This is a genomic window from Serratia sp. 3ACOL1 (assembly GCF_003668775.1).
In the GTDB taxonomy this organism is placed as follows: Bacteria; Pseudomonadota; Gammaproteobacteria; order Enterobacterales; family Enterobacteriaceae; genus Chania; species Chania fonticola.
On record NZ_CP033055.1, the window covers coordinates 3,778,743 to 3,791,120 of the forward strand.

Consider the following 12,378-nt stretch of genomic DNA (forward strand, 5'->3'; position numbering starts at 1 on the left):
CTCTCTATCAGGAAATTTGAATATACCGACCAGATTAACTGGCTAACAATCCGCCGTCCAGATGCTTACCATCAAGAGAATGAATTTAGAGAGCCGATTGCCATGATCACATGCAGAACAGCACAACAATGCGGGCAAGCTGACTTTGGTTGGCTGCAGGCTCGTTATACCTTTTCCTTTGGCCACTACTTCGATCCCAAGCTGATGGGCTATGCGTCGCTGCGGGTACTGAATCAAGAGGTATTAGCACCGGGTGCCGCCTTCCAGCCACGCACCTATCCCAACGTAGATATCCTGAATCTGATCCTGCAGGGTGAAGCCGAATACCGGGACAGCGACGGCAATACCGTACGCGCAGCGGCAGGAGAGGCGTTATTGCTGGCTACGCAACCGGGGCTTAGCTATAGCGAACAGAACGTCAGCAGCAGCACGCCACTGACCCGGATGCAACTGTGGCTGGATGCCTGCCCAGAGCGTAGCAATGAGCGTGTGCAGCGTTTGAGCCTGCCAGATCAGCCCTATACGCTGCTGGCCTCACCGGATGGTGCACAAGGCAGCCTGCAACTGCGCCAACAGGTCTGGATCCATCATTTGAACTTACCGGCGGGAGCACAGCAGACGCTTACTTTGCATGGGCCACGTGCCTACCTGCAATCGATCCACGGTACCGTTGAGGTCAATGGCGACCATCACCAGAGCCAGCGCCTGACCTGTGGCGACGGCGCGTTTATCCGCGAGGAAAACCGCCTAACCATCCAGGCCGAAGCACCGCTACGTGCACTGCTGATTGATTTGCCAGTGTAGGATATAGATAAAGAAAAACCCCGCGCGACTCTCGTCACGCGGGGTTATCTGTATAGAGGGAGCTGACCGGTAAGCCGGGTTCTGTCGTGGACAGTCATTCCTCTAGGCCAGCAATCGCTCACTGGCTCAAGCAGCCTACCCGGGTTCAGTACGGGCCGTACCATGTGAACCCCTATTTGGCCTTGCTCCGGGTGGAGTTTACCGTGCCACGGACTGTTGCCAGCCGCGCGGTGCGCTCTTACCGCACCCTTTCACCCTTACCTGATCCCGCTTGCGCGGGCCATCGGCGGTTTGCTCTCTGTTGCACTAGTCGTAGGCTTACGCCTCCCAGGCGTTACCTGGCACCCTGCCCTATGGAGCCCGGACTTTCCTCCCCTCCATCTGTCTCCCCCGAAGAGGACGGCAATGAAGCGGCGACTGTCTGGTCAACTCCGGCGCGGATAGTAGCGTTGTGGTTGCGGCAGGTCAACCGTTTTAGGGGAAAGGAAAACAGATCTAGAGGCGCGCCCTATGGATATGCTAGCTTGGCGATATGAAACAAAGACCTTCAGCTCTGATTTGCGTCGAGATTATTATTTACCGCTTACCAACCAAGGTGGGATGACGCTCGTCAGTTTGTTCCCGCCGGTGAGGCGGGCCTTACCGGCATCACTCCAGTGAGGTTAACCATGACCCGTTCGCCCCAGAAACCAACCCTACATCTTCTATGCGGGAAAATAGCGTCAGGAAAATCCACGCTTTCAGCCACGTTGGCAACCCAGCCTGGTAGCGTGATAATCGCGGAAGATCGCTGGCTTGCCCAGCTATACGCCGATGAGATGCAGACCGTTGCAGACTATGTCCGCTGTAGTACCAAGCTGAAAAACACCATCAAACCCCATCTGATTGCGCTGCTTAACGCCGGGGTAACCCTCATTCTGGACTTTCCAGCCAATACCGTGGCCAGCCGTGAATGGATGATGGATATCATCCGCGAGTCGGGCGCCGATAACCAACTGCATTATCTCAACGTGCCCGATGATGTCTGCAAGGCCAGACTTCATGCCCGCAATCAGTCGGGCACTCATGATTTTGCCGCGACCGATGAGCAGTTTGATCTCATCATTCGCCATTTTGTTGAGCCGAATGACCAGGAAGGGTTCAACATCATTCGGCATAGCTGAGTCAGAAAGCTGGGGCTCAGTTAGCCTGTTCCTGCTTCTCCAGCGCATGTTTATACAGCGCATTTTTCTTCACGCCGTGGATCTCTGCGGTTAACGCCGCTGCCTTTTTCAGCGGCAGCTCTTTTTGCAGCAGAGCCAAGGTACGTAGTGCCTCGAGCGGCAAATCGTCTTCCTGCGCCTTGTGGCCTTCCACAATCAGCACCATCTCCCCCCGGCGGCGCATCTCATCTTCCAGCACCCAGGCCAGCAGTTCCCCCACTGGGGCACCGTGAATCGATTCCCAGGTTTTGGTCAGTTCACGCGCCAGCACTACGTAGCGCTGTGGCCCCCACACGGTGACCATGTCCTGCAAACTTTCCAACAAACGGTGGGTAGATTCATAGAAAATCAGCGTTCGCGGTTCCTCTGCCAGCGCCAGCAGGGTATCCTTACGGCCTTTGGTTTTGGCTGGCAGGAAGCCTTCGTAGCAGAAACGATCGGAAGCCACACCGGCGGCACACAACGCGGTGGTGGCAGCACAGGCGCCCGGCAGCGGCACGACGCGGATCCCCGCTTCACGGCAACGGCGCACCAGGTGATAACCCGGATCGTTAATCAGTGGCGTGCCTGCGTCACTCACCAGTGCTATGCTTTGGCCTTCCTGCAGTTTTGCCAGCAGTTGGTCCGCCTTCTGCTGTTCGTTATGGTCGTGCAGCGCAAACAACCGCGCGCTAATAGCAAAGTGTTGCAGCAGCAACCCGGTATGGCGCGTATCTTCCGCCGCAATCAGATCGACGCTTTTCAGTACCTCTATGGCCCGATGAGTCATATCCCCCAGGTTACCGATGGGGGTAGGCACCACGTACAGTGTCGATGCAGAAATAGCTGATTGTTGGTGTTGATTCATTGTTTCATCCGGATTGCCGATTTAATATTGAGCATCTTGAAAAAAACATCACTGGATACAGTATGCTTTCCTCAACATTCCTTCGTACCAAAGCAGGGCGATTAGTACCTGTTGTACTGGCAGCCTTGCTGTTAGCTGGTTGTCCAAGTCAGGTTCCACAAACTCCGCCCTCAAATATCCAGGACGAAGCCAGTGCCAACTCTGATTACTATCTGCAACAGTTGCAGCAAAGCAGCGATGATAACAAGGCTGACTGGCAATTACTTGCGATTCGCGCATTAACTCGCGAAGGCAAACTGCCACAGGCTAACGAGCAACTGAGCACCTTGCCGCAAAATCTGACGAGTACACAACAGCTTGAGCGCCAGCTTTTGAGCGCAGAACTGCAGGTAGCCAACAAGGATCTGGGCGCAGCCCGCGATGCGTTAAATAAAATAGACAGTAGCGCGCTGTCACCGAATCAGCTGGTTCGCCTGTATCAGGCGCAGATCGCGGCAAATCAGGGCCAAGCCTCACTGCCACTGATCCGCGCCTATATTGCCCAGGAGCCGTTACTGAGCGGCCAGGCTCATCAGGATAATCTGGATAAAACCTGGCAAACGCTGCTTGGCCTGAAACCGGCCGACATGAACAGCCTGGTGATTAACGCCAACGAAAACGTGCTGCAAGGCTGGCTGGATCTGTTACGTGTCTATCAGGACAACCGTCAGGATCCCGATCTGCTGAAGGCCGGGATCAAAGACTGGCAGAACCGCTATCCGCAGAATCCGGCGGCGAAAAGCCTGCCAGCCCAGTTGAATCAGGTGCTGAATTTCACCCAGGCTTCAACTTCGCATATCGCCCTGCTGCTGCCGCTGAACGGCCAGGCCAAAGTGTTTGCCGATGCGATCCAACAGGGTTTTAACGCTGCGCAAAGTGGCATAGCACTCACCGCGCCTGTTCAGGCAATGGAACCAACCACTAATCCCGACCAGACCGTGGCGGCAACGCCAGACAATGCCAACGGTGCCGTCAGTACTTCAGCACCTGAAGCGGATGCAACTCAGGTAGCCGCAGTACAACCTGCTACCCCTGCTCCGCTCCCGGTCACTCCAGCCCCGGCAACCGGTGGGCAAGTGAAGGTCTACGATACCACCAGCCAGCCTCTGCCAGCGTTGTTGGCTCAAGCCCAACAGGATGGCGCAACCCTGATTGTAGGGCCGCTATTGAAAAACGAGGTCGATCAGCTAGCCACTACCTCAACGACGCTGAACGTACTGGCACTCAACCAACCTGAGCAGCCGAAGGACAGCCCGAATATCTGTTACTTCGCCCTGTCACCGGAAGATGAAGCCCGCGACGCCGCTCGCCATATCTGGGAGCAACAAAAGCGCCAGCCGTTGTTGTTGCTGCCACGCGGCACGTTTGGCGATCGCATTGCCAAAGCCTTCACCGAAGAGTGGCAGAAACTCGGTGGCCAGACCGTGCTACAACAAGGGATCGGTTCTGCCGGTGAGCTACGCCAGATGGTCAACAGCGGCGGGATCCGCATGAGCGGCACCCCTGTGGCCTCACAGACTCCGGCGCAGCAGTCGGTGACTATCGCTGGCCTGACTATTCCAGCTCCACCAAGCGATATCCCGGCCTCTACCGGCGGTGGCGTGGACTCGGTGTATATCGTCGCCACGCAAGACCAGTTGACGCTGATCAAGCCGATGATCGACATGACCACCAGCTCTCGTAGCAAACCTGCCATGTTTGCCAGCTCGCGCAGCTATCAGGCCGGTGCGGGTCCAGACTTCCGTCTGGAAATGGAAGGCCTGCAATTCAGTGATATTCCTCTGCTGGCAGGGGCCAATCCACAGTTGCAACAGCAAGCTACCGCCAAATTCCGCAACGACTATTCTCTAGTGCGTCTCTACGCCATGGGGATGGATGCCTGGACATTGGCCAACCACTTTGCTCAAATGCGCCAGTTGCCAGGATTCCAGATTTCAGGAACCACAGGTGTGCTGACATCTTCACCTAACTGCGTGATCACCAGGAAACTGACTTGGCTGCAATACCGCCAGGGCTCGGTCGTTCCGGTCTCCTGAGTCAACGCGCCAAGGGAGCGGGCTATGAGATCCAGGCCCGCCAATACCTGGAGCGCGCGGGGCTTACCTTCACCGCCGCCAACGTGGCGGTACGTGGGGGTGAGCTCGATCTCATCATGCGTGATGGTCAAACCTGGGTGTTCGTCGAAGTCCGCTACCGCCGCAGTGACGCCTTTGGTGACGCAGCGGCCAGCGTGACTTACCGCAAGCAACGGCGATTGCTGCATGCCGCCGCCGTTTGGCTGGCGGGGCGAGGAGCCAGTTTTGACACATCATCTTGCCGTTTTGATGTTTTAGCCATTACCGGTAGCCAGTTAGAATGGATACCCAATGCCTTCAATGCGGATTAAACCCTGTTGACCGGTGTATGCCGGCCCTTTGACCTAGTGGATTAAAACAACGTGCTGGATAGAATCAAAGTCTGTTTTACCGAGAGTATCCAAACCCAGATTGCGGCGGCGGAAGCCTTACCTGACGCGATATCCCGTGCCGCGATGACCCTGGTTCAATCGTTATTGAACGGCAACAAGATCCTGTGCTGTGGCAACGGCACTTCGGCGGCTAACGCTCAGCATTTTGCCGCCTGCATGATCAACCGCTTTGAAACCGAACGCCCCAGCCTGCCCGCGATCGCGCTAAACGCCGATAACGTGGTGCTGACCGCCATCGGCAACGATCGTCTGCATGATGAAATGTATGCCAAACAGGTGCGGGCACTCGGCCACACCGGTGACGTGCTGCTGGCAATTTCCACCCGCGGCAATAGCCGTGATATTGTAAAAGCGGTCGAAGCTGCGGTAACGCGTGATATGACCATTGTTGCGCTTACCGGCTACGATGGCGGAGAGTTGGCGGGTTTACTCGGCCAGCAGGATGTGGAGATACGTATCCCCTCTCACCGCAGTGCACGCATTCAGGAGATGCATATGCTTACCGTCAATTGCCTATGCGACCTGATTGATAACACATTGTTCCCCCACCAGGACGATTAAAGGAACCGAGATGAAGCTAAGAGCCACATTTGCAGTGCTGTTCAGCGCCCTATTGTTGCAGGGTTGCGTCGCGGGCGTTGTCGTTGGCAGTGCCGCAGTTGCCACCAAAACGGCGACCGATCCACGTACCGTAGGCACACAGGTCGATGACGGCACGTTGGAAGCCCGGGTCGAAAATGCCATCAGCAAAGATCAGCAACTGAAGAAAGAGGCCCGTGTCGTAGCCACCGCCTATCAGGGCAAAGTGCTGTTGACCGGCCAGGCTCCTACCACCGAACTCGCCAGCCGGGCGAAGCAGATCGCACTTGGCGTCGATGGTGCCGCTGAGGTGTATAACGAGATCCGCCAGGGCACACCAGTCAGCCTGGGTACCGCCTCTTCCGATACCTGGATCACCACCAAGGTACGTTCGCAGATCCTGACCAGCGATACCGTCAAATCTTCAAACGTGAAGGTCACTACCGAAAATGGCGAAGTGTTCTTGTTAGGTTTGGTGACACAGCAGGAAGGCCAGTCTGCGGCGCAGATTGCCAGCCAGGTTAGCGGCGTGAAACACGTGACAACGGCGTTTACTTACGTTAAATAATCTCGCGAACTGAGGTGAGTTCGGCGTTGTCGGCTGCCCTCACCCTAACCCTCTCCCACAGGGAGAGGGGACCGATCGAGCCACCACTTAACGACAGTAAATTGCTTTATATCAAATAGTTAAATAATAACTTCACACCCAAGCACGCGCTCCGTTCAGCTCCCTCTCCCTGTGGGAGAGGGTTGGGGTGAGGGGTCATTATTTCAGATCGTTGGCCTTAAGAAACCCTTCCCCACCCAACTGGCGCATCTGACGCATAATCCACTGTTGGCGTTGGGTTACGTAACCCGAAGGAGCTCCAGCCTTGAAACGATGCGGATTAGGCAGCACCGCCGCCAGCAGCGCCGCTTCAGACGCCGTCAGACGGCTTGCCGGCTTGTGGAAAAAGTGCTGAGCCGCCGCTTCCACTCCGAAGATGCCGTCACCAAACTCGACGATATTCAAGTACACCGTCAGAATACGCCGCTTGGTCCAAACCAGCTCAATACCCGCCGTTAGCCCAGCCTCCAACCCCTTGCGCACCCAGCTGCGCCCATCCCACAAAAACAGGTTCTTTGCCGTTTGCTGAGAAAGGGTAGAAGCACCACGGATGCGCGTTGGCCGCTTTTCATTGTGGCTGAGCGCCTTTTCAATGGCCGCCACGTCAAACCCCCAGTGGTCGGGGAATTTCTGATCCTCTGCCGCCATCACTGCCAGCGCCATCGAGGGGGCAATATCGTCCATCGCTACCCAGTCGGAATGCGCCACATAGCCAAAATCCCTGCTCAGCCAGGCACCGAGCTGCCGCTCCACCATCACCGCAGAAAACGGCACCGGCAGAAAAGCGAACAGAATGATCCCCGCCAGCCACAGGCCAATAACCGCAAGAACGCCTCGTTTAAACCAAAACCACAGGCGAACAATCCACGATTTACGAGAAAACCTTATCATTCCACCAGATCCAGCACTCGTGACACCAGCTTATCAATTCCCTGCGCCGCCTCGCCGATCGACTGGGCCAACATGTAAGCCGGGGTCGTGACAACCTTGTTTTCAATATCAACCACGATGTCATCTACCGGGCAGATCACCGGCTCACCGCCCATGGCATCAATCACTTCACCCAGATCGGGATCGTTACCAATGGTCAATCGTAACGGTTGATCGAGAACTTTCGGCAACAGCGTGGGCGCAATGCACATAAAACCCATTGGTTTGTTTCTCTTATGCATTTCCAGAATAAGCTTAGACAAATCGGGATCCACTGAACATTCCGCCCCTTGCGTGGCAAAGCTGCTCAAATTATTCGCCGCACCAAATCCACCGGGTACGATCAGGGCATCCAACTGCTCGGCGTCGGCCTGCGAAAGCGCCTGAATTTTGCCACGCGCGATGCGTGCCGACTCCTGCAAAACGTTGCGACTCTCTGGCATTTCTTCGCCGGATAAATGATTAATAACATGCAGTTGTGCCTTATCGGGTGCAAAGCATACCGCCTGCGCACCGGCACGATCCAGAGCCAGCAAGGTGAGCACCGCCTCATGGATTTCTGCCCCGTCATAAACACCACAACCACTCAGCACTACAGCGACCTGTTTCATCGACATTCTCCCAGCCAGGACCGCCGGCAAAGGCAGGCCCAGAGGCGACAAATACTAACTACATCACATATTTTAATGATTCTTCTAACAAGAGCGCTTACATTTGCTATGTTGTTCGCTGTATGATGTATACGAATTTTGTACCACCTGCTCTACCAGAACGCTAAAAACCAATACGCAGGTTAATGATTTCCCTGGTGTTGGCGCAATATTCGCGCACCCCGGCCTCGGCTGGGGTCATTTTTTTTCAGCGTTCTCTACCCAAGCTCGCAGCACCGCCACGTCATTGCGCCATTCCTGCTTCAGCTCATCGACCCACTCTTGCACGTTGTCTTGCCAGGCTGGTAACGTTGGCGTCTGGATCTGCTGGGCCAACTGTTGCAGATGTTTTAGCCCGACGGAGCCAGCGGCACCCTTGATTTTGTGCCCCTCTTCGGTGATCCCTTTCTCATCCTTCGCGGTCATGTTGGAATCCAGCACCGCCAGATACCCCGGCATCACCTGTTCAAACATCGCCAGACTCTGATGGATCAGCTGTGGCCCCACCAAATCCATGTACTGCTCCAGCATTGCGGTATCCAATAACGATTCATTAATCTGCATCGACTTTTGCTCCGTTTTCTTTGTGGTATGTTGGGGTTGATGATCCCAGTAATGTTTGATCATCTTGGTCAAGGCCGGTACCGACAACGGCTTGCTCAGCACATCGTCCATGCCCGCTTCAAGATACTCTTTCTTGTCTTTCAGGACATTAGCTGTCAACGCAATCAACGGCGGCAGCGAGCGGCCCGCATAACGCTCGCGCAGCTCACGGGCGATATCCAGCCCGCTCATATCCGGCAGTTGAATATCCAACAGGGCCAGATCGAACTCGTCCGGGTCGAACATCGCTAGCGCATCGCGGCCGTTCATGGCCACCGCAACGCTGTTACCCAGCTTCTCCAGCACCGAACGGGCCACGATCACGTTCAGTTCGATATCTTCCACCAGCAGGATATGCAACGCCGGTAGCGGCATTTCTTCCACCGCCTGGACCTCATTGACCACTTCCTCCACCGCTGGCGCCTTGATGGTCAAGGTGAAGCAAGAACCGTGCCCTTGTGCGCTGTTTACCGTGATATCTCCGCCCATACTCTGCGCCAGCCGTTTGGAGACCGCCAGACCGATCCCGGTGCCGGTCGCAGGACGCCCGCCGTTCTGGTCTTTGACCTGATAATACATGGCGAAAATCTTGTCTTGCTCATCCTGCGGGATCCCCATGCCTGAGTCTTCAACCTCAAACACGATCTGTTCCTGCTCTTCACGCCTGACGCGCACCACGATCTGGCCTTGCTGAGTGAACTTCACCGCATTGCCGATCAGGTTCCACAGGATCTGCCGCAGGCGTGTGCCGTCCGTAATGATTTTCTCCGGTAGCGGTAACTCGGGTTCCATCACGAACTGCAGCCCTTTCGGCTGCACCAGCAGGCCGGAGAGGTTCTCCAGATCCGCCAGGAAGCCGGTAAAGTCGACCGGCTGATTGTCCAACTGGACCTTACGCCGCTCGAGTTTATCCATCTCGATGATGTCGTTGAAAATATTGCCAAGGGTGATGGCGCTGACGTGGATGGTTTTCAAATACTTCAGTTGCTCATCGTTCAGTTCGGTATCGAGCAGAATACGGCTCAGGCCGACGATGCCATTAAGCGGCGTACGAAGCTCGTGGCTGATCGTTGAGATAAAGGTTGTCTTCTCCCTGCTGGCATTCTCCAGCGCGTCCTGGTAGCGCTTACGCTCGGTTATATCGCGGCCAAAGCCCATCAGCCCGTGACGTTTGCCCACGCGGTCGTAAAACGGCACCTTGCGCAGTTCAAAACAGGCCTTGCGACCGTCTGGGTACACCAGCCATTGTTCATAGGTCAGGGAGACGTTGTGGCGGAACACTTTCTCATCGGTTTCGATGACTTTTTCGGCGATCTCTTTGCTGTAGACATCAAAGGGGGTCAGGCCGATCAGCTGTTTTTCACTCTTTCCGGTCAGCAATTCCATCGCCCGGTTGCAGCCGGAAAACTCTTTTTCTTCGTTGCGGTAGTAAACCAGATCGGGGGAGGCATCAAGGAAAGAGCGTAGCAATACCGATTGTTGGCCCAACTCCACCTGTGCCTGTTCGCGCTGCTCCATCTCTTCGGTCAGCTTATCCATCACCTGTTGGCGATCTTGCTCCGCCTTGATACGGTCGGCAATTTCCTGATTGAGCTGGCTGATGTTCTCTTGCATCTGTTGGTTCAGCGCGAGATCGCGATTGCGCATCTCCTCCAGCTTATCCACCAGCCTAGCCAGGCGCTGGCGCGATTCCTCCAGTTGCTCCACCACCACCGAAAGGAAGTAAACCGCCCACGGCGTGATCAGCAGGCCGAAGAAGATGGAGCGCACCACGTCGATGCTTTCCACTTCACCACGCAGCAGCATAGTGACCGCCATCTGCACCACCATCGCCAGTATCACCAGCGCTGAAGCCAGCAACAGTGAAAAGCGCACCAGCCCCAGTTTTACCATCAAATCAACGTAGTACTGGGCTAACACCCGGATTTGCTTCATGAGCCATTCCCAACAGACATAATCTCTCAAATCATACCGTAAAATACGGTTAAGATAAGAAACCTTACTGTGAACTGTGGGAATGGTTGCAATTCACAACCTGAGAGCGGGGTTTTAAGGCAGGTATTGCTGGTCTGCAGCCAAAGCCGACCCCTGACCACCATGCCGCTGAAGATAGCCGCCGACGGCCTGCATGCCGTTCCAACGGTTTTCGCACCATAATGGTGCCAACAGGGTCGGGCGACGGGCGCTGGCCGAGATGCGGTGGTAGATAATCTCCTTCGGCGTATGGCGGATCATTTCCCCGGCGCTGAATGCGTAATCCTCCAGCGACAGCTCGGGCAAACGCCCTGCCTGCCAGGCTCGCGCCATGGTGCTACCGGTGACGATATGCAGCGGGTGCAGCTTGATGCCGTCTACCCCGCTCTCAGCCACCGCTTGCAGCGTGGCCAAATGGTGTTGATGAGTCTCTCCGGGCAGGCCAACGATCAGATGGCTGCATACCTTCAGGCCGCGTTCCCGCGCCAGGCGGCTGGTCTGCTGGTAACAGGAGAAATCGTGGCCACGGTTGATGCGCTTTAGTGTTTTATCGTGCGCCGTTTGCAGCCCCAGCTCCAGCCACACCTCGAAGCCCTGTTCACGATAGCCTGCCAGCAGATCGAGCGCTGCTTCCGGCACGCAATCTGGCCGGGTGCCGACACAGATGCCTACCATCTCAGCCTGCGTCAGCGCCTGCTGGTACATGTTGGCCAACAGTTCAACTTCGGCATAGGTGCTGGTATAGGCCTGGAAATAGGCCAGATAGCGCTTGGCCCGGTTAACCTTCTGCGCCTGAATGGCCAGTTGCTCCGCAATGCTTTGTTGCTGCATCTGTTCATCGGCAAAAGAGGCCACGTTGCAGAAAGTACAGCCGCCGCGCCCCAGCGTGCCGTCGCGGTTTGGGCAGCTAAACCCACCGTGCAGCGTGAGTTTGTGGATCTTCTCCCCATAACGGTGCTGAAGATCGCTACCAAACATATTGACTAATTGCGGCAACTGCATAATCTTGGTGTTCTCTGTATTTGAAGGCCGTTACGCTATACCCGTCGTATTTCAAGCCGCAGCGTTGTTGACTGCACTTGCACACCCCAGTCACTTACCCAAAAGTAAGCTCCTGGGGATGAGCAAGCTGGCCGCCTAGCTGCAACTTGAACTCCATAGGGTATGATAATAAGGCTTTTCCCGCGATGACAGGGATCAACGCTTTTCCCCAAAGGCCGCCGCAGGCATAACTATTCATTATTAGTGCAAATAAAATCATTTTTATCTCGATGAAAGTTTCTAATCCTCAGCGCACTGTTAACAGCTTTATGACAAAGCGATGAAAAACAGTTATAAACAACAATAAATATAAATTTCCCAGCATAAAATTCCGACATTGCCGCCAGCACTAGCATGGTGCAGAGATTCAGGCATTGCACTATAGTGAGACAGCTCACATTTTTGCGGCACTCCCCCTGCCTTTCCATCGAGCCAAAATCGTCTGAAAAAACTTATTTTTCATCATCATAAACCTCATGCAAGCCATCGAAATCCCTGTTAAGCCCATATTTGACCTGCGTATTCTTTCTCGCTAAGTTGGAGGTCCGCTGGAAGCTTTCTGGACGGGCAAACGTCTCGTCATAATTATGCAGTAATTTAAGACTCCCTCTTAAAACAAGTCATTTACCACTTGT

At 55.2% G+C, this 12,378-nt stretch carries 11 protein-coding genes and 1 other RNA gene; 6 read left to right on the forward strand and 6 right to left on the reverse strand.

The window, feature by feature from the left end; all coding sequences use genetic code 11:
• Positions 1–102: 102 nt before the first annotated feature.
• Positions 103–804, forward strand: a complete 702-nt coding sequence (locus D9980_RS16985; protein WP_098929722.1) for a pirin family protein — start codon at positions 103–105, stop codon at positions 802–804.
• A gap of 54 nt (positions 805–858) precedes the next feature.
• Here the strand turns inward: D9980_RS16985 and rnpB are convergent.
• An RNA gene (gene rnpB / locus D9980_RS16990) (RNase P RNA component class A) lies at positions 859–1,237 on the reverse strand.
• A 235-nt stretch (positions 1,238–1,472) separates the two neighbouring features.
• Between rnpB and D9980_RS16995 the strand changes: the two genes are divergently transcribed.
• Positions 1,473–1,967 carry an ATP-binding protein gene (locus D9980_RS16995; protein ID WP_121607921.1) on the forward strand — a complete coding sequence of 165 codons (495 nt, stop codon included), beginning with the start codon at positions 1,473–1,475 and terminating at the stop codon, positions 1,965–1,967.
• Between the two features lie 16 nt (positions 1,968–1,983).
• On the opposite strand, the gene rsmI is transcribed toward D9980_RS16995, so the two are convergent.
• Positions 1,984–2,853, reverse strand: a complete 870-nt coding sequence (gene rsmI, locus D9980_RS17000; protein WP_121607922.1) for a 16S rRNA (cytidine(1402)-2'-O)-methyltransferase — start codon at positions 2,851–2,853, stop codon at positions 1,984–1,986.
• Between the two features lie 62 nt (positions 2,854–2,915).
• On the opposite strand from rsmI, the gene D9980_RS17005 reads away from it, so the two are divergent.
• From D9980_RS17005 to dolP, 4 genes are read left to right on the forward strand one after another with little or no spacing between them, the layout of a single operon-like run.
• Complete coding sequence (locus D9980_RS17005) at positions 2,916–4,928, forward strand: penicillin-binding protein activator (protein WP_121607923.1); 2,013 nt, start codon at positions 2,916–2,918, stop codon at positions 4,926–4,928.
• Complete coding sequence (locus D9980_RS17010) at positions 4,925–5,278, forward strand: YraN family protein (RefSeq protein ID WP_024486687.1); 354 nt, start codon at positions 4,925–4,927, stop codon at positions 5,276–5,278. The genes D9980_RS17005 and D9980_RS17010 overlap by 4 nt, the downstream gene beginning before the upstream one ends.
• Before the next feature lie 51 nt (positions 5,279–5,329).
• Positions 5,330–5,920: a DnaA initiator-associating protein DiaA gene (diaA, locus tag D9980_RS17015; protein WP_021806942.1), complete on the forward strand. Its 591-nt coding sequence runs from the start codon at positions 5,330–5,332 to the stop codon at positions 5,918–5,920.
• A gap of 10 nt (positions 5,921–5,930) precedes the next feature.
• Complete coding sequence (gene dolP, locus D9980_RS17020) at positions 5,931–6,506, forward strand: division/outer membrane stress-associated lipid-binding lipoprotein (RefSeq protein WP_021180667.1); 576 nt, start codon at positions 5,931–5,933, stop codon at positions 6,504–6,506.
• A 198-nt stretch (positions 6,507–6,704) separates the two neighbouring features.
• Here dolP and mtgA read toward each other — a convergent pair whose 3' ends face one another.
• The 4 genes from mtgA to D9980_RS17040 form a co-directional block, all read right to left on the reverse strand.
• On the reverse strand, positions 6,705–7,436 hold the full coding sequence (gene mtgA, locus D9980_RS17025; RefSeq protein ID WP_121607924.1) for a monofunctional biosynthetic peptidoglycan transglycosylase: 732 nt from the start codon (positions 7,434–7,436) through the stop codon (positions 6,705–6,707).
• A complete protein-coding gene (gene elbB, locus D9980_RS17030) occupies positions 7,433–8,086 on the reverse strand; it encodes an isoprenoid biosynthesis glyoxalase ElbB (RefSeq protein WP_121607925.1) in 654 nt (217 codons plus the stop codon). The genes mtgA and elbB overlap by 4 nt, the downstream gene beginning before the upstream one ends.
• Positions 8,087–8,323: 237 nt before the next feature.
• Positions 8,324–10,663 (reverse strand): aerobic respiration two-component sensor histidine kinase ArcB, encoded by a 2,340-nt coding sequence (gene arcB, locus D9980_RS17035; protein ID WP_121607926.1) that lies wholly within the window; start codon positions 10,661–10,663, stop codon positions 8,324–8,326.
• 114 nt (positions 10,664–10,777) lie between these two features.
• A complete protein-coding gene (locus D9980_RS17040; RefSeq protein WP_121607927.1) occupies positions 10,778–11,704 on the reverse strand; it encodes a TIGR01212 family radical SAM protein in 927 nt (308 codons plus the stop codon).
• Positions 11,705–12,378: the final 674 nt, after the last annotated feature.